Raw genomic sequence first — 17,195 nt, forward strand, 5'->3', positions numbered from 1 at the left:
GGGCGCGCAAATTAGCGGGCGATGGTGTTGGTGAGGCGAATTTTATTTTGCATTTGCAAAAGCCCGTAAACCAGCGCTTCCGCTGTGGGGGGACACCCCGGCACATAAACATCGACCGGGACTATTCGATCGCAGCCCCTGACGACGGAATAAGAATAGTGATAATAGCCGCCCCCGTTCGCACAGGAGCCCATGGAAACCACCCAACGCGGCTCGGGCATTTGGTCGTAAACCTTGCGCAAGGCAGGTGCCATTTTGTTGCACAAAGTGCCGGCCACGATCATGAGGTCGGACTGGCGCGGACTGGGGCGAAAAATAATACCGAATTGGTCAAGGTCGTAGCGCGCCGCGCCGGCGTGCATCATTTCCACGGCACAGCAAGCCAGGCCGAATGTCATTGGCCATAGAGAACCGGTTTTCGCCCAGTTCAAAAACTTGTCTGCATTGGTCGTGATAAAGCCTTCTTTCAGAATGCCGTCGATTGCCATGATTTAGCCCATATAACGATAAATGCCGTATGCCGGCCTTAACAAACCTGCCACGCAAGCCTCGACTACTCCCAGTCGAGCGCGCCCTTCTTCCACTCGTAAAGGAAACCAACGGTGAGCACCGCCAGAAACACCATTACAGTCCAGAACCCCGCCATGCCAAGGGCATCGTTTGCAATTGCCCAAGGGAAAAGAAAGGCGATTTCAAGGTCGAACAAAATAAAGAGAATGGCAACCAGGTAATAACGCACGTCGAACTTCATGCGTGAGTCATCAAAAGCTTCGAAACCACACTCGTAAGGAGACAGCTTCTCGGCATCGGGGCGATGAGGCCCCAACACGCGCCCAACCGTTAAAAGCGCAAAGCCGATGCCCGTGGCAACGATAATAAACAGCAGAACGGGAAAATACTCTTGCAGGTTCATGCCATGCGTCCAACCGTGATAAGTAAACTTTTGGATTGTATCATTTTGCGAACGCACATTTGGGGGTTAACCCTGTTTTGATACAAAACAGCGAAGCAAAACAAAAGCCACCCCGAAAGAGTATATAGTGAATTTTGTGTACTTCTGTCGGTGAGTGAGTGAATGCCCCATGAGCAATGGTTTTTGGGGCATTTTCATTTTTACACGGTGTGTAATTTGGTGTGTAAAAATAGGAGCACTTGTTCCAAGGGCTCTGCCCTCTCGCCGCAAGCGGCGATTCACCCGAGGTATTTCACGACCAGCGATGTGATCGAGTGAGAGCACAGATACAGATAACTTCCTCGGGGATGCTTAAAAGTGAGCAATGGTCGTACCACCATACTCATACTGTAGCTGGAGATTGCCACATTAAATTGGCCGCCCGTCGCTCTGGTCGCAAAGCGAACATTCGAAGTGGTGCCCAGAGCGCCATCTTCCAGCCGTAAAAGGCCAGGGATTTCGTTGAGACCGAAACCCAGCTACTGCGCCGTTTTCACAAACTTCAGCCTATCAAACTCGCCAGTTACTACGCGTCTGTTAAGTAAAAGTATTTGAAGGCTTCTCGATCACTCTACCTTTAGATTTTGCTGGTATTGCAGCATTTGCTCCATCATCAGCTGCATTTGATCCATGCGCTCCTGCATCATCTGAATTTGTTGCTCGTTAGACAGACTACCACCATTCTTTGATTTACCGCCGCCGTTCATCATGTGCTGACCTCCCATCATGCCGTTTTGTCCACGCATCATGCCGGGGCCCATCATACCGTGATGCATAAAACCCATTTGCTCTTGCATCGCCTCCCTGTGTTCTCGCATCAATCGTTGCCGTTCTTGCGGTGAAGCTTCATCAGGAATGCGTTGCATCAGCTGGTTCATGTGAGACCAGTTCTGGTGCATCTGTTGCATTTGCTCCTGATCCATCATCATGCCAGGACCATGCCCTTGCCATGAGCCTTGATCACCATGCGCTAGCACGAATGCAGGAAAAACCAACAACGCAGCGGTTGCTGTAAGTCCTTTAAATGAAATCATAAAGTTTACCCTCGAAATAAAATTAGACGTCCACATCATCGCACTTATCATTGTAGATCTTTATCCAGACAAACGCCGATTTTGACGACTACTAGTGTAGATTAGTTATTGACCCTGTAGTGGCTACAGGGTTTTAAATTGCATCATTTGTACGAAAACCGGAGCCGAGAAAATGAGCAAACCCTGCAATGGGCAGTGTGGTAGTGAAGACTCTGTCGTAGATGACAAGTTTCAGGGACGCGCCACCGCCGAAACAGGTAGCCAGCTAAGCACCTACAAAATACCAAAAATGGATTGTCCCTCGGAAGAGCGAATGATTCGAATGGCACTGACTGGCGTTGAAAACATTCAGTCGCTGTCATTCGATTTATCGGGTCGTACATTGGAAATTATCCACCATGGAGAAACCGGTCCTATTACCAGCAAACTGGAAAACCTGGGCTTGGGTGCTTCCTTGCAGCGGACAGAAGACGCCAGCGCTGAATCCGTCAGAGCGGCTGAATCTTCTAAGGCCAACGAAAGCGAAGAATCCGGCACTTTATGGATACTGCTGGCAATCAACGGCCTGATGTTTCTGGTCGAGATGACGATGGGCCTGATCGCCCAGTCCGCTGGCCTGATTGCAGACTCGCTAGACATGCTTGCCGATGCCGCCGTCTACGGTCTCGCACTTTACGCCGTTGGGCACGGCATCAAAATGCAGGTCAGAGCGGCCCATGTGGCAGGCATCCTCCAGCTTATCCTTGCCGTCGGTGTACTGGTTGAGGTTGGCAGGCGTTTTCTGTTCGGCAGTGATCCCCAGTCGTCAATGATGATGACCGTCGCCTCTGTTGCTCTCGTTGCCAACATCAGCTGCCTTCTTCTGATCGCAAAACACCGTGAAGGCGGTGCTCACATGAAAGCCAGCTGGATCTTTTCGGCCAATGATGTGGTTATCAATCTGGGAGTTATCCTTGCGGGGCTTCTTGTTGCCTGGACCGGTTCAAACTATCCGGATCTGGTTATTGGCGGCGTTGTGGGAGGCATTGTATTCATTGGTGCCAAGCGCATCCTTGCACTAAAAGGATAATTCGATGTCTGAACACCGTGCTAGTTTTTCTACGTTTATCTTTCTCGGCTTTTCCACACTGGTAGCGCTGGCCGACCAGCTTATTAAATGGCTCGTCCAGCAATCCATGGCTTACGGGCAATCGGTTGAGATCACTCCTTTCTTTAATTGGGTGCACGTATGGAATAAAGGCGCTGCCTTTAGTCTCTTCGCCGATGGCGGGGGCTGGCAGCGATATTTTTTTATTGCGATAGCCGTTGTCGTCTCGGCTGTTCTGGTCAAATTGATGCGGGACAGCCATAAGCGAACAGAAGCCCTGGCCTATGCGATGGTACTTGGCGGTGCATTCGGAAATGTCATCGACCGAGTTTTCCGAGGCTACGTTGTCGATTACCTGGATTTCCATTGGCAATCTTGGCATTGGCCGGCGTTCAACCTTGCCGACGTGTTCATCCTCCTGAGCGTGGCCATGATTTTGGTCACGGGCTTCACAGCCGAGAAAGGTGCCGGGAATAACATGGAAAATCGCCAGAATGGCTAGTTTTCGCGCGGTCGCAACACTCGCTAAGCCCTCTGAGCCAGGCTTAGCGAGTGTTGCGACTACGTTTAATTGAACAGCAACGACCAAGGAGAAAACAATGGGCCACGAGCATGCTCACATGTCACCGGATACTAAGGATAAGAGAGTTGCAGTAGCTATCTGGGCGAACGGTATCCTAACCTTGGCTCAGATCGCTGGAGGGATCTTCGCTGGCAGCTTGGCGCTGATAGCCGACGCTATACACAACTTTTCGGATATGGCGTCACTATTTATCGCATTTGCGGCGCGGAAGATTGCACGCCGCCCGGCCGACTCGAAGATGACCTTTGGCTACGGGAGAATTGAGGTTGTTGCGGCACTCATAAATTACACCACTTTGATAATGATCGGGGCATATTTGATCTACGAAGGTGGCATGCGATTCATAGATCCCCCGGAAATCAAGGGGTGGTGGGTAGTTTGGCTTGGCATTATCGCATTGGTAGTGGATGGTTTGACCGCGCTGCTTACTTACTCCATGCAAAAGGACAGCGTCAACATCCGTGCGCTGTTTCTACACAACTTGTCTGATGCGTTTGCGTCAATTGCAGTCGTTGTAGGCGGCGCCCTGATTCTCCTGTACGACATGCGTTGGGTTGATCCCGCGATCACAATTGGTATCGCAAGCTATATTCTCTACCTGGGTCTAACGGAAATCGGCGGAACCATCCGGACACTCATGCTGGGTAGTCCATTGGATATCGACACAGATTCTGTCATCGAGGCTTTATCAAACGTAGAAGGCGTTTTAGACCTTCACCACGTACATTTCTGGCAGATGGGTGAGCATGATGCCTCCCTCGACGCCCATGTGGTGGTCGAAATAAGTGCCTGGAATGAACTTGAAAAAGTCAAGGGTGGGATAAAACGAACTTTGGAAAACGAGTTCGGCATCACTCATTCAACATTGGAGTTTGAACATCCTGATCACAGTCACAAAGATGCCCATACTTATGGCCATGGCTAGCAGGGCTGCTGAAAAGGGTACCGTGTGGCAGATATGCTGCGAATGGCCGACCTTCCACTCGGTTACGAGCACGCCATGCGAGACGTAATTGAACGCCACCAGGTCTGGGCCTACCTCATCGCTGTTGTTTTCGGACTGTCTGTGGATTGGACATCGTCCCTCGGTGACAGTGTGCCGGATTACTTAATCTGGGGGTTGCTCGGAGTTCTGCTCTACGCCACATTTACTCAAACACCGTTGACCCACCTGTCTGATATGTTCCGGGACCGTCGGTTCATGGGTGCCTTGCTCACCGGAAATTTTCTGGTCATGCCGGCGATCACTGCCTTGCTGATATTGGCGCTGCCGGACAATGACGCGCTGAAGTTGGGAGTGCTTCTGGTATTGCTGATGCCCTGTACCGACTGGTTTGTCACCTTCACTCACCTAGGCAAGGGGGACAGCACCCGAGCCATTGCGGCAACACCGGTTCTGCTGATTGCTCAACTGGGTCTTCTTCCACTTTACCTCTGGCTTTTCATGGGTAATCAGTTCGACGTGAATCTTGAGCTTGGGCGGCACCTCCTGCCGGCCTTTGGCGGGCTGATTATTGTCCCGCTTATCCTGGCATTTCTGACTGAAAAATGGGCCGAAAACTCCAGAAAAGCCATCGGGTTCATTCGCTTCATGGGTCTGATGCCGGTCCCTCTGCTGACAGTCGTACTGTTCATCATCTCAATGACACAGGTCAGCCAGATCGACAGTACCGGCTCACTTATCTGGCCCTTGATGATTCTGTTTCCGGCCTATCTTCTAGCTGCGGCTCTGGTTGGAAAGGCTCTGCGCCGGGTCTTTCGATTACCGGTAGAAACCGGTCGCACCGTCATCTTCAGCCTAGGAACACGCAACTCCTTCGTGGTTTTACCTTTGGCACTGTCAATGCCAGAGGCCTGGGCTGTGGCCGTCGTGGTGATTGTCGTCCAGTCTTTGTTGGAACTGTTTGGAATGATGCTTTATCTGCGGTGGGTGCCTAGTCGGCTGCTACCGGACACCTGAATAATCTGAAACCCGTAAACTCATTTAAAATAGGAAGATCTCCCGTGCAAACCCGAACCCTGGTCATCAGTCTCCTTCTTTTTTGTCTGGTTGTCTTTGCTGGTGCTTTTGTTATTTACGATCGCTCCCAGGGCACTAATGAACCCGCCGTTGTTGAAAAAACGCCACTGGTGAGGGATTACTCTCCCGTTATTGGCCCTGAGGACGCGCCGGTAACCATTGTCGAGTTCTTCGACCCATCCTGCGAAGGTTGTCGCGCCATGCATCCCTATGTGAAACAGATTCAGGCTGCCTACCCGGACAACGTGCGTCTGGTACTGCGCTACGTATTGTTTCACAAAGGCTCGGAAGAGGCCGTCAGAATTCTGGAAACCGCCCGTGAACAGGGAATCTATGAACCGGTGCTTGACGCTGTTATGGAAGCACAGCCGAAATGGCACGATGATCCAAAGGTCACCGCAGCATGGGATGCGGCGGCGTCAGCCGGGCTTGACGTAGAAGCCGCCCGGGCCGGTATGAACTCACCCGAGATTGACGGCATTATTCAACAGGATGCTGCGGACGTTAAGGCGGTTGGAATTTCCGGAACCCCAACATTCTACGTTAACGGAGACATCTTGAGCCGCCTGGGGCCTCAGGAACTGTACGACCTGGTGACATCCAAGGTAGAGTCACTGGAATAACAACAAAACCGGCAACGCTATGTCACTGCTTGACTACCTTCTACCCTACGATTTCTCGCCGCTGACCGTGCTGAGCTACATGCTCGTGATGGGGTTCTATGGCGTCGGGCTAATTCGGATGCCGGATTAGGATCGGCCTGGCTCGCTACGGATTTTTGCGTTCACCCTGGGGGTGCTGATCTGTTATGCGGTGATGCAGACGCGCTTCGATTACTACGCGCAATACATGTTCTTCGTCCATCGGGGCCAGCATCTGATTCTTCATCACATCGGGCCTATCCTTATCGCCCTGTCCAACCCTTTACCGGTCATGCGGTTCTGGTTTGAAAAAATCCGCCCGGGCTGGAGGCGCGCGCTACGGCCTCTGGGTTGGGTTTATCAGGTTCTGCAACAGCCCTTTATCGCCCTTTTCCTATTTGTTGGGCTCATTTATTTCTGGCTGTGGCCATCGATCCATTTCGACGCCATGCTCAGCCGGGAGCTGTACTGGGTCATGAACTGGAGCATGTTGCTGGATGGTCTTCTCTTCTGGTGGTTGATCTTTGACCCAAGACCGCCGGCGATCACCTCATCGTTGGGGTATGGCAGACGCATGTTGGTTCTGGCTGCCGCGGGTGTGCTTCAGATGTTTCTTGGGGCGTGGATCGTGTTCTCACGTGACATGGTCTATGACGTTTACGAAGTCTGTGGCAGGGCCTGGCCGCTGGATCCAGAAGTCGACCAGCTTCTGGGCGGCATGCTGACCTATATTCCTCCGGCCATGATGAGCATTCTTGGCATTCTTCTGATGCTCCGGCGAGCCATGCATCAGGACGGAAAATATACCAACCAATCCAAACAACTTGAGGAAACAGCGTCATGAGAACTCGCTTCTGGCGACAGCCAACATCATATCGGCGACCTTAACGCTGATAGCATCCCTATTGCTGACTGGTTGCTTTGGCAATGACGAGGAAGACTGGAACGGTAAAAACATCAGTGGCTTGATGCCTGAGCTGGAATTCGACCTGATCAATAGCCAGGGCAAGTCTGTATCTGGCGATGATTACAGTGGCCGCGTGAGAATGCTGTTTTTCGGGTTCACCTCGTGCCCCGATGTTTGCCCGACCGCCCTGCAAAAACTCAATCAGGTAACCAGTGGCCTGGACCCCGAGCTTCAGGATGAAGTACTCACTTTGTTCGTGAGTGTCGATCCGAAACGTGACACGCCCGAGCGCCTCGCAAAATACGTGGATTTCTTCGGTGACAATATTGTAGGGCTCACTGGAAAAGAACCCCAGCTTCGTGAACTGGCAAAACGATATAGGACAACCTTCGGTTATGACGAACCTGACGCTGATGGAAATTATGCGGTGTCACACAGCAGCGCGATTTATGTATTTGATCGCGAAGGTAACCCTCGCCTTTTAATGCGGCCCGATTTGAGCGGGGAAGAAATTCGGCATGACCTCGCTGCTCTTATTCAGGAGGATGCCTGAGTTAACGAAGCTTGCCATTGGAAAGTAATGCTTAGCTGCTGCGGAATACGGCAGCAGCCCGTGACTCAAGATTTGATTGTCGGATGCTTATGTTCATCTTTTGCCGGGCTTCACATATCCAGTTTTTTTGGCCTTTGGAAAGCTGGGGGCAGGTCAATCGGGGTAAACATCGGCTTAGCCCATTATCGCTAACTCTATACCGGAATTAGTTGGCACCTGAAAGTTGCTCCATCAACCATGATGAATCAAAGGCCAATGACGAGCTTGGAACCTTCGGGGGGGAGAAGGAAGGCCTGACTCGAATGTTCGCTTTTGTTTATGAGCTGATTTCGAGGTATTTGACGACCAGCGATGATCGTTTAAGATGAAGTTGCGGTACAGGGAGAGGTCCCGATGGCCGCGACCGGCGATGAGGGGGCGTGCCATTAATGGCTTACCCCCGAATCCCTCTCTTGCAGCAGCTCCCTCAAGAAACTCGCCCGCCTGGTGGCATTGCTTACCGATTTTACGATGGACGCAAAATCACTAGCCTGCCCGACAATATGTATCTCTGCCTCGGCACGGGTAATCGCCGTGTAAAGCCACGCACGGTCTGAGATACGCCCCGTCTGGACTGCCACGATGATTCTCGGGAACTGGCTCCCTTGAGCCTTGTGGAGCGTGATTCCGTAGCCAAGCTCCATGCAATCGAAGACTTCATCCGTAATTGAAATGGCTTCGCCGGTATCCAGCGTCACGACACCAAATGTTTCCTGGCCGTCCTTGGTGTCGCGCTCTGTTGAGGATAATACGCCAAGAGACCCATTCTGAATGCCGATGTTGTACTTGTTCCTGGTGAAGAGGATCGGGTCGCCCACTCTGATATCGAGGAAGAATTCATCGCCATGCAGTCTAAACTGCAAGCACTCCCCATCGGGATTGATCAGCTTTTGGCACTCACGGTTCACCTCGCCAACTAGAGCCTTGGTGGCTCCGATGATCTGAGTGTTATAGGGTGACTCCGCATACAAGGATTTGCACTTATCGACCATCTTCTGCGGAGGCGTCTCGTGGAACGTGATTGCGCCAACCGATAACGCAGGAGGCACCTCACCCCGATTGATGGTGGCCGAGTATTCCGGGATGCCCGTTGAGTCTTCCTGGCGTTTGACGATGTTCAACTCAACCGTAGCGATTGCACCGGACTCAACGATGTCTGAGAGGACTTTGCCGCAGCCGATGGCTGGTAGCTGGTTCGGATCGCCGGTCAGGATGATGCGTACCGAAGGATCGAGGTGCGTAACAATCCGATACATGGTCGGCAGGTCGGTCATACTGGCTTCGTCGATGACCAGGAGATGCTGCGCCTGATCCAGTGACGGCGAGATCGGCTCTTCCCGCAACAGGCGAGCAATTGTCATGGTGAAGAATCCGATGCTCTCGTGCAGTCGCATAGCAGCTCGCCCCGACAGAGCGACGGCATGAACCTGATAGCCTAGTGCGGCATAGGCTTTGAGCACGGCACGAAGGACCGTGGTTTTACCCGTACCGGCACCACCCGTAATGCAGGACACCGCATTGGTAAGGCTCAACTCGACCGCTTGGACCTGCTGCTCGGTCAGGTCGTAGGGCAACTCCTGAACGGCCTCGGTGAGCGCCTTGAAGACGGATTCATCTTCATTCTTGATGGCGGCCAGGGCCTTGAGCCGCTTCGCAACGACCGACTCCATCATGATTTGGGCGGTAGGGTGGTAGGTGCCGGTCTCTGGCCTGAGAATGAACTGGCCGTTGCGATAACCGCTGGCGAACGCCTCTGCGACCAGAGCTTTATCGCCCAGAAGCTTGGTCACCTCGGGCCTGAGCGCCGGATGGGAGGCGTAGGTGTGCCCCTTTTCTACCTCTTTTCGTATCGCGCTTTCTAACGCAGCTGCGAGCCGCACCGGTGCCGATTTATCCATGCCCATTTTTTCAGCAATCGCATCGATATCGGGAAAAGGCATTCCGAATCCGAGCAATGCGTAGGGATTGGTCTTGAGTACCTCAACGGTTCGATTATCGTGGTACTTTAGAATGCGTTGCTGGATGCTCAGCGGCACTCCCAGAGAAGCCAGCCAATTCGCATGCGCAAGGTTTTTGTACTTGGCGTAGCCGTTGTATAGCGCGGTTACTGAAACCTCGCTAAGAACCTCCCTGAGACGGCCTCTGTGCTCGGAGGTATTGGATTGGAGCATGGGGTGCAGGTCACTGCCAAAAACGTTCCAGAGGGCGCGTGCTTTGGCCTCACCGATACCGGTGAACTCCTTTTCATTGGCAATGAAACGGATCAGCGCCTCGCCCGTTTCCGGCAGCGTGCACTCCATCTCAGCTGGGGCGTCATACAAATGTTGCTGAAGCTTATAATCGCCTGCCTGAACGGTCTCCAGCGTCCTTACGCCACGCACTCGCCATTGCTGACCAACGGACGGCTTGATAGGCAGGGACTGGTTTTCGCATCGGATGCTGACGATGTATTTGCCCGAGTTGATCTTGTAACTGTCAGTCTTGAGGGGAACGCCCGTGAAGATCGTGTATTTATAGCCGTTATGCTGGCAGCTGGTGACACGGAAATACTCTTCATGCATCGGGCGCTACTCCGAACTCTGTGAGGACTTCGGACAGTTCACCGTAACGTTTTAGCTTGGCTTCGAGGGTTGCCACCCGGGCCTTTAGTTCAATGTTTTCCTGCTCCAGCACTGAGAGCCTTCTCGATTCCATGGCTCTTTTGTTAACGCTGGGATCATAGCGTTTGGGTTCTGATCGCTGGGCCTGGGCGGTTTCGGTCAGTTCTGGCAGAACACCCCGATCACGCAGGTTCTGCTCCAGATTCTCCAGCGCCGTTTTGATGGCCGGATTCTGGCGCAACGCGCTCTTTCCGATGCCTATGGCTTTAGCCACTTCGCCACGGTTTAACTGGCCCCGAAAGACGATCTGCTTAAAGTCGTCATCCGTTTGGGTGGCCACCCAGCTCTGAAAGGCACTCAGGTTCTGACGTGCTCTTTCCTGACCATTACTCATCCATTTCCCCCAGGATCTTCTTGAGCCCGGTCAGGAAGCCACGAGGCAGGATTTCCGTACCCAGCTCATCTTTCACTTGGCCCAATGCGTTCGCTCTAAATCCGAGTTTCTCCAACCATTCCTCAGTGCAGACGGTTTGCAACGCCTTGATCTCGTTTTCCGAACAGATTCCCTTTAACGAGGGCAGCAGCTCCACACTGGCTTCTGACTGGGGTTCCCCATAGGTCGTGGGACGCTTATCAATCACGATCTCGGTTGTGCTCTTGAGCATGTTCGCTTCGCTTCTGTAGCGATCCCGCTCCCGAATGATTTGCCCAAAGAGGGCACGCACCGCCGCGTCCTCAATGCGCTCCAGCAGTTGGTGGTCCTGGCTCATTCTCTTGGGTGGCCCGACCGGTGGTTTCTTCGTGGTGGTCTTTGCCTTGGCGGCCCAGGCTTCGACTAGATCCCGATAATGCTTGTTTGCAGTGGCACGAATCGACTGATAGCCCACACCGCCATCCTCCTCGGATACGCGCCCGATAGTGGTGATGGAAAAGTCCCGAGCACCGGAGTCGAAGTAGACGCTCAACGTTTCGTGAAGCTTATCCAGAGAAGCCTTCGTCTTCGCGGTCTTGCCGTCTTTAAGGGTGTCCAGAACCGCATCGACATCAATGTTCATTCGGACACCTCCAAGGCCGGAATGCGCTTCAGAGCGCCCGACGACAGCGTGATCGGGGTTATTTGTTTGACGGCTTCAAATCCGGATTTCAGTAGCCCATCGTTCTCCAGGTACTCTTGCGCTTCGATGTAATTAGTCGCGATTCGGTAGCCTTCCATCCTGTCGTCTGGGTCCGCGATCTTAGCCATCTTTCGAATGAGCGCGTTACCCACAATCAACTGCGTGTTTTCGTCCATTTCCAGGAAGACGGGCTTGTACCCGGAGCGGGCCATCATGCGACTCAAGGCGTTGGTGCGCTTGGCAATCGCAGGCGTCTTGCGCAGGTCATCGTGCAGGTCGGGATAGAATTCAGCGTCCTCACAGAGCAAAGACAGGTGCAGCAATTCCGAGTCGGTTTCGATGAATTTCATGCTGACGTTGAGGTCTTCCGCAGACCCTACGGCGACCAGCTTTTGACGGTCATCGTCCTCCGTTCGCTCATTTTCGATCTGGACCACTTTGTTGATCAAATTGAAGATCGCGATGTAGTCCTTGGCGTATTCATCTGCCTCCACGCGCTGCTTTTCGTACCGGCGCTCCAGCGCCTGAAGTTCGCTGTGCTTGAGGAACGGCTTGCCGGCTTCCTCGGCGAGGTACAAATCATCCTTCAGGGCCTCTAATTGGCCCTCAATCTCGACGGCCAGTTCAGCCGCCTGGTGCGCCTTGTAGCTGACCTGATTGAACTTAGAGTTGAGTGCAGGAAGGTAAGTCGCGTCGGTGATGTGCCAGCGACAGCGGGGGCAGTTTTCAGGGCCATGGGGTACCGGGCCATAAATCCTTGAGTACACATGTTCTGAATCTTTCATAAGGGGGCCGCCGTTCCAGCAACCGCCCACGGTGGATAGCTCATCCGAGCGCACGGTGTTACCGCCGACCAGGCACACGCCCGTGGCCCGTTCCTCCCAGCCAATGGGATTCCGGTTGGCAAGTACGGACTCAACAGAATTGTACTGGTCGTTGTGAAAGGCTGCGCGGAGGGGGATCTGCCTCATCTCGGCGTCTGCAAGGAAGTTTCGGAGCGAGCCTTCACCCCTTTCAGACAGCGCTGCGTCTGCCTCTTTCATTTTCTCGGCCATCACTGAGGGCGTGATCTTGTTGTAATAGATCGTCATTAACAGCCGGGTATGACCGGCCAGAAGCTTGGAGATCACCGGCAACGGCAGATCGGTGTCCATGGTGTAGCAGGTGATCAGCGATACGCGGAGGCTGTGCAGCGGGTAGTCCGTTGCCGACTTGACTGATTCTTGACCCTCGTAGTCCTCGCCGTAGTCTTTCACAAACCGAAGGCGGTCGCCGTTCTTCATCGTCAGGCCTGACTTGAACAGATCTCCTTCCAGTTTCAACAACAGGCGGTACCAAGGATTAAAAACAGAATTTTTGGAGATCGGGAGCACGGAATTTCGGTCTCGAAACAGAAACGCGAACTCGCCCATTTCGGCTAATTGCTTCCTGGATTTGGCTGCGCCAACGTGTTTTCTTTGAAGCTCTGTACCACCGATCAACCGGTCGATGGGGTTATATTTTTCCTGCCAGTTGCGGAGTTTTTCCAGCCAATACAGCAGTTCTTCGTGCTGCCACGGGATAGTATACCCTCGCTGAATCTCCTCTTTGTTTTGGTCGGCGGTTTTGTTGGTGGACACGTACAGCCCGGTGGTATAGCTCTCCGTCATCGAGTCATAAATGCGCCGGAAGACGCCTTTCTGATAGGGGCGTTTCGGGGTCCCGTACCTCAATGGATGCTTGATGTTCTCGACCCAATGACCGCGCTCGTAACGCCAGGTATCGCCTTCGCCGGAGTCCAGAAACCGCACTTGGTAAGAACGAAGCGGCAGATGGAGCTTGGTAAATAGAAACATCGCCATCGCTGGCGACCAAATTTCATGAATCTCAACGCTCTTATTGTTCCTGTTAATAATCCGTGTACGGGCAACGCAATCCGGATCGTCGGAATCAATGACCTCCGAAGGCACTTCCATCCACGCCTGATTGCCAGACTGAAGGTAGTCGATAGCCCACTGCCAGTCCCGGAAATCAAAGCCGATCCATGGCGTTTTATTCCCAGGGTCATCGGTTGGATAGGGGCAGAGGATGTGCCTGGCTTGCTGGATATAGCGATAGGGTAACGGGCTGTGGACGGTTTCGGTGTTTGATGTATTGTTCTTGATTTTATCGAGCGGATTCAGGAACAGGGGCCGCTCGACGCCGTTATCATCCTCGACACTCAAATGGTGCTGGAGGATGTAGTCACATAAATCGACCATGAACGCAACGTATTGATGATTATTGGCAGTCGTTCCACTGCTAACCAGAAAGGCCTCAAGCTCTTCACTGGACACCTTGTGGCCGCTCGGATGGCCCTTGAACATTGTGACCACGTCAGCGGCATACGGGGCTTTTGCGTTCAGGTAAAGAAACAATTTTCTTATACCCTCCAAACGCTTACTAACGCCTTTGTCTTGCGTTTTTAGCCATTCAACGGCGTACTGCTGCCATTGCAGCCAGTCGTGCCCGAGTTCCTCAGTCACCCACCCCAGCGTCAGATCCGTGGTGTAGCCTTTCCTTCCTGATTTTTTGGTCATGTTATCGTTTCCCTAACCGCGGATTCTTGCCGGTGAAGTGGCCGTTTGGATCGATGTCTTCAAAACCGTGTTCTGCCAGGGTCTTCCAGTCGAAAGACGCGGGTGTCTTCTCCTTATCCGATCCCAACTGAAGTCGCTGTGATGCCTGAGATAGAGCCTCTGAAACTTTTGCACTGGACGGTTGGGTGTAAACCTCCTGGGATTCCAGCCTTCTATGATGCAGGCATTTTTTCCGGATGAGCGGATCAATGCCCGCATCGGTCAATCGGCGACCGTAGTTGTGTCGATGACCGTGTGGGTCCAGGCCTTCGGCCTTGTTGGGTTCCAGGCCGATTCGACGCAGTCCCGCTGCATAGCTGTAATTGAGGGCGTTGTAAGTGTAGGGATTCCCCAAATGCGGAGCCTTGAAATTGATAAAGGCATAGGGGTGATGACAGTCCACGCCCGCCCGATAGACCAGATACTGTCGCCATAGGGCCATGAAGACCCGTGCAAAGTCTTGTGGAAAAAAATACGCCTCTAGGTAACCGTCTTTATGGTCAAACTGCTTTGCCTTCCAGCCAAGATGCTGAGTGCCTTGCATCTCCAGGCGCGGTATGCGCCCGTATTTTTCCTTAAGGTACGCCTTGCGTGTCGTTATTCCTTTTCTGGATTTCCAGTTGTTTGGCGCTATTCCTTCTAATTCGTTGTGAATCCTGACGATGGCCCGGTTCGGATCATCGGGGTCCTCGAAGACATCCGTGACCCACAACAAAAGGGCCTCGCTACGCCGGAATCCAGCACCATGCATCAGGAGGGCTATGAGCTTATCTCTTAGCGCAACGCGAGGGTCTTTCGTTTTACCCAGGCCCTTCAGGTAGAAGTCTTCAAACTTTCCCGCAGGGAAGGCAATGGCATCGTCGTTGGTTTTTGCCAACGGTGTTCTGCCTTTAATGCTGCGGGCTCTCTTGACGGTATTGTTGATCGACTTGTCTTTGATGTGCCCGAGGAAGTCATTCTGATTTCGCCTGAACCACGCTGCGAACAGAATGCGCTCCTCATGGCGAGTGGCTTTACGCAGGGTATTTAGGGGCTTGCCCAGGCCTTTTTCAGAAACCCAGTCCGTGAATTCCGTCAGATTGTATATGTGCTTACCAACTGACCCGACTGAGGCAGGTATCCAATACAGTCCGGAAGTATCTAGTCCATCTTCGCCAACTGTGCCGCTGTATAGCCTCCTGACAAAGACCGAAAACAGCTCCTCGGGATCGTCGAACATGCCTGTGTTGGCATCCATGAACTCAATGAGGAGCATGATAGACTGAAGTCGCTTATTGATGGTTGAAAGCGAGACACCATTCAAATGGAGGTTAAGGACATAATCGGTGACGGATTCCAACACGCCTTCGTCTGACAGAATGACCGGAATCTCCGTGGTCACTCCGCTACTGTCCTCAACGATTTTTGCCTTCACTTTAGTGGCGAACATCCCTATTCCTTACACTGATTACATGTTTTTTCCTACATACTAATTATATTCTTAGGCAAAAAACAACCCCCTGATCGGGGGTTGTTTATCAAAATTACACCCTTTTATGTCCTATACGGAACCGAAAGGTGGCTTTTGTCTTTTACAACGCGTTCAGATTTGAAGCGAGATACAACTTCAAATTAGAACTGGTGACGCAGACCAACAGCGAACTGAGTAGCTTTCAGGTCGTCCTGGAAGTTGACGTTGTCAGCATAGGAACCCAAAGCGTAGATGTTGGTACGCTTGGACAGCTTGTAGCTGTAGCCAACGCTGTATACGTTTTGCTTGTCTTCACCCCAGTTGTAGATACCAGCGTTGCTGGGATCAGACATCATCCAGCTGGCCATGAGTTTGCCGGCTGAACCAACAGGAGCGCTCAGACCCAAAGCGTAGGAATTCACTTTCAGGTTGTCGTTAACAGCGAACGAGTTCAACTCAAGGCTAGTTTTGGCAGGGTTGCTTGAGCTGGGGTCAGGGATGTTACCCGAGAAGTTGCCCAAGTAGCTGTTGCTACCCAAGCTGGAGTTGGCGGAGAACCAACCGTTACGAGTTTGACCACCCGCAGCGTGAACTTTAACAACTTCAAAGTCATAGCTCAGTGCCAAGTTCCATGACTTAACCGTTACACCATCGTCAGCCGCAGTAAAGTTACCAGTAGACTTGTTTTTGAACTGGTCGTATACCAAAGCGGCAGCCAATGGGCCATTGGAATAACGAAGACCAGTTGTCCAGGAGCGAACATTAGGCTCTGCACCGCCAGACTGCTTGAATTCCTGATTGCCGCTGGCGTTGAAGGAATAGCCCAAACCAAACTGGAAGCCGGAGAAATTAGGGGTTTGATACATGATCATGTTGTCGAGGCGGTGGTTGCGGGCAGCACTAAATGCCGAACCCACGCGAGCTTGACCGAAAGAAGTCCCGAAGGGGCTGGCAACACCGGCGAAGTATTTCGAGGCGATATTGGTTTGACGACCAAAGTCGAGACGACCCCAGGAATCGGACATTAAACCAACAGTAGCCTGGCGACCGAACAAACGACCACCCTGACCGGATTCACCTGTACCCAGGTCGAAACCGCTTTCCAATTGGAAAACCGCCTTCAGACCTTCACCCAGATCTTCGGTACCCTTCAAGCCCCAGCGGTTGCCGGAGTTGATACCGCTGACCATACCAGTGTTTGTGCCTTTAACGTCGGCGCCGGCAGCATCGGTACCTTTGAATTGCTGGTAACCAAAACCACCGTCAACGCGGCCGTACAGCGTAACGGAAGTTTCAGCTTGTACCGCACCTGCAGCGAAGCCGGCGATCAACGCGGCTGTAAGCAGATTTTTTTTCATGAGTAAATCTCCGTAGATTTGAGTTGAGTGGCAACCCGGTCATTGCCCAGTTGCCTTGTTGAACTCCGCGATGGGAAGTTGAAGAGTATTCCAACAAAAATCCCGACTTCTTGCCATCACAAACACGCAAAAACCCGGTTCTTTCTGTTTTTGTGTTGCTACCCGACAACAAAAGTGATCAAAAAATGATCAAAACAAAGGGTTTTCACTGATCTGAATAACCCTAGGAAAATTTTTTCCAAAAGAATAAAAAAGCCAA

The 17,195-nt window shown here is 52.4% G+C and carries 16 protein-coding genes; 7 read left to right on the forward strand and 9 right to left on the reverse strand.

Going from position 1 to position 17,195, the window contains the following annotated elements; translation table 11 throughout:
- Window positions 1–11: 11 nt before the first annotated feature.
- The 3 genes from CJO09_RS02675 to CJO09_RS02685 all read right to left on the reverse strand — a co-directional run bounded on the left by CJO09_RS02675 (window position 12) and on the right by CJO09_RS02685 (window position 1,986).
- Window positions 12–488: a NuoB/complex I 20 kDa subunit family protein gene (locus CJO09_RS02675; RefSeq protein WP_119440963.1), complete on the reverse strand. Its 477-nt coding sequence runs from the start codon at window positions 486–488 to the stop codon at window positions 12–14.
- A 65-nt stretch (window positions 489–553) separates the two neighbouring features.
- Window positions 554–913, reverse strand: a complete 360-nt coding sequence (locus tag CJO09_RS02680; RefSeq protein ID WP_119440964.1) for an NADH-quinone oxidoreductase subunit A — start codon at window positions 911–913, stop codon at window positions 554–556.
- Between the two features lie 605 nt (window positions 914–1,518).
- Entirely contained in the window at window positions 1,519–1,986 is a 468-nt protein-coding gene (locus tag CJO09_RS02685; protein WP_041343552.1) for a hypothetical protein, read from the reverse strand.
- Between the two features lie 172 nt (window positions 1,987–2,158).
- Between CJO09_RS02685 and CJO09_RS02690 the strand changes: the two genes are divergently transcribed.
- The 7 genes from CJO09_RS02690 to CJO09_RS02720 all read left to right on the forward strand — a co-directional run bounded on the left by CJO09_RS02690 (window position 2,159) and on the right by CJO09_RS02720 (window position 7,777).
- Window positions 2,159–3,055 carry a cation efflux transmembrane domain-containing protein gene (locus tag CJO09_RS02690; protein WP_011786686.1) on the forward strand — a complete coding sequence of 299 codons (897 nt, stop codon included), beginning with the start codon at window positions 2,159–2,161 and terminating at the stop codon, window positions 3,053–3,055.
- Window positions 3,056–3,059: 4 nt separating this feature from the next.
- Complete coding sequence (gene lspA, locus CJO09_RS02695) at window positions 3,060–3,575, forward strand: signal peptidase II (RefSeq protein WP_011786687.1); 516 nt, start codon at window positions 3,060–3,062, stop codon at window positions 3,573–3,575.
- A 97-nt stretch (window positions 3,576–3,672) separates the two neighbouring features.
- Window positions 3,673–4,581: a cation diffusion facilitator family transporter gene (locus CJO09_RS02700; protein WP_008169406.1), complete on the forward strand. Its 909-nt coding sequence runs from the start codon at window positions 3,673–3,675 to the stop codon at window positions 4,579–4,581.
- 33 nt (window positions 4,582–4,614) lie between these two features.
- The gene (locus tag CJO09_RS02705; RefSeq protein WP_245961226.1) at window positions 4,615–5,616 is read left to right on the forward strand and encodes an arsenic resistance protein; all 1,002 of its coding nucleotides are present in this window, start codon (window positions 4,615–4,617) and stop codon (window positions 5,614–5,616) included.
- 44 nt (window positions 5,617–5,660) lie between these two features.
- The gene (locus CJO09_RS02710) at window positions 5,661–6,299 is read left to right on the forward strand and encodes a DsbA family protein (protein WP_011786689.1); all 639 of its coding nucleotides are present in this window, start codon (window positions 5,661–5,663) and stop codon (window positions 6,297–6,299) included.
- 151 nt (window positions 6,300–6,450) lie between these two features.
- Window positions 6,451–7,161 (forward strand): cytochrome c oxidase assembly protein, encoded by a 711-nt coding sequence (locus CJO09_RS02715; protein WP_281270739.1) that lies wholly within the window; start codon window positions 6,451–6,453, stop codon window positions 7,159–7,161.
- A gap of 61 nt (window positions 7,162–7,222) precedes the next feature.
- Window positions 7,223–7,777: an SCO family protein gene (locus CJO09_RS02720; RefSeq protein WP_218961014.1), complete on the forward strand. Its 555-nt coding sequence runs from the start codon at window positions 7,223–7,225 to the stop codon at window positions 7,775–7,777.
- Between the two features lie 425 nt (window positions 7,778–8,202).
- Here CJO09_RS02720 and CJO09_RS02725 read toward each other — a convergent pair whose 3' ends face one another.
- The 6 genes from CJO09_RS02725 to CJO09_RS02750 form a co-directional block, all read right to left on the reverse strand.
- Window positions 8,203–10,377, reverse strand: coding sequence for an AAA family ATPase (locus CJO09_RS02725; protein ID WP_071547861.1), 2,175 nt, complete (start codon window positions 10,375–10,377; stop codon window positions 8,203–8,205).
- On the reverse strand, window positions 10,370–10,810 hold the full coding sequence (locus CJO09_RS02730) for a VPA1267 family protein (protein WP_119440965.1): 441 nt from the start codon (window positions 10,808–10,810) through the stop codon (window positions 10,370–10,372). The genes CJO09_RS02725 and CJO09_RS02730 overlap by 8 nt, the downstream gene beginning before the upstream one ends.
- The gene (gmtX, locus tag CJO09_RS02735; RefSeq protein ID WP_119440966.1) at window positions 10,803–11,471 is read right to left on the reverse strand and encodes a gamma-mobile-trio protein GmtX; all 669 of its coding nucleotides are present in this window, start codon (window positions 11,469–11,471) and stop codon (window positions 10,803–10,805) included. Before gmtX ends, CJO09_RS02730 begins: the two co-directional genes overlap by 8 nt.
- A complete protein-coding gene (gene gmtZ / locus CJO09_RS02740) occupies window positions 11,468–14,089 on the reverse strand; it encodes a gamma-mobile-trio integrase GmtZ (protein ID WP_119440967.1) in 2,622 nt (873 codons plus the stop codon). The genes gmtX and gmtZ overlap by 4 nt, the downstream gene beginning before the upstream one ends.
- A gap of 1 nt (window position 14,090) precedes the next feature.
- Window positions 14,091–15,557, reverse strand: coding sequence for a gamma-mobile-trio recombinase GmtY (gene gmtY / locus CJO09_RS02745; protein WP_119440968.1), 1,467 nt, complete (start codon window positions 15,555–15,557; stop codon window positions 14,091–14,093).
- Window positions 15,558–15,739: 182 nt separating this feature from the next.
- Window positions 15,740–16,936, reverse strand: coding sequence for a porin (locus CJO09_RS02750; RefSeq protein WP_119440969.1), 1,197 nt, complete (start codon window positions 16,934–16,936; stop codon window positions 15,740–15,742).
- Window positions 16,937–17,195: the final 259 nt, after the last annotated feature.

This window comes from Neopusillimonas maritima (assembly GCF_003576595.1).
Classification (GTDB): domain Bacteria; phylum Pseudomonadota; class Gammaproteobacteria; order Burkholderiales; family Burkholderiaceae_B; genus Neopusillimonas; species Neopusillimonas maritima.

Bases quoted from the DNA above. Each gene is read 5' to 3' on its own strand.
- CJO09_RS02675 (WP_119440963.1), bottom strand. From the start codon at position 488: ATGGCAATCGACGGCATTCTGAAAGAAGGCTTTATCACGACCAATGCA.
- CJO09_RS02680 (WP_119440964.1), bottom strand. From the start codon at position 913: ATGAACCTGCAAGAGTATTTTCCCGTTCTGCTGTTTATTATCGTTGCC.
- CJO09_RS02685 (WP_041343552.1), bottom strand. From the start codon at position 1,986: ATGATTTCATTTAAAGGACTTACAGCAACCGCTGCGTTGTTGGTTTTT.
- CJO09_RS02690 (WP_011786686.1), top strand. From the start codon at position 2,159: ATGAGCAAACCCTGCAATGGGCAGTGTGGTAGTGAAGACTCTGTCGTA.
- lspA (WP_011786687.1), top strand. From the start codon at position 3,060: ATGTCTGAACACCGTGCTAGTTTTTCTACGTTTATCTTTCTCGGCTTT.
- CJO09_RS02700 (WP_008169406.1), top strand. From the start codon at position 3,673: ATGGGCCACGAGCATGCTCACATGTCACCGGATACTAAGGATAAGAGA.
- CJO09_RS02705 (WP_245961226.1), top strand. From the start codon at position 4,615: ATGCTGCGAATGGCCGACCTTCCACTCGGTTACGAGCACGCCATGCGA.
- CJO09_RS02725 (WP_071547861.1), bottom strand. From the start codon at position 10,377: ATGCATGAAGAGTATTTCCGTGTCACCAGCTGCCAGCATAACGGCTAT.
- CJO09_RS02730 (WP_119440965.1), bottom strand. From the start codon at position 10,810: ATGAGTAATGGTCAGGAAAGAGCACGTCAGAACCTGAGTGCCTTTCAG.
- gmtX (WP_119440966.1), bottom strand. From the start codon at position 11,471: ATGAACATTGATGTCGATGCGGTTCTGGACACCCTTAAAGACGGCAAG.
- gmtZ (WP_119440967.1), bottom strand. From the start codon at position 14,089: ATGACCAAAAAATCAGGAAGGAAAGGCTACACCACGGATCTGACGCTG.
- gmtY (WP_119440968.1), bottom strand. From the start codon at position 15,557: ATGTTCGCCACTAAAGTGAAGGCAAAAATCGTTGAGGACAGTAGCGGA.
- CJO09_RS02750 (WP_119440969.1), bottom strand. From the start codon at position 16,936: ATGAAAAAAAATCTGCTTACAGCCGCGTTGATCGCCGGCTTCGCTGCA.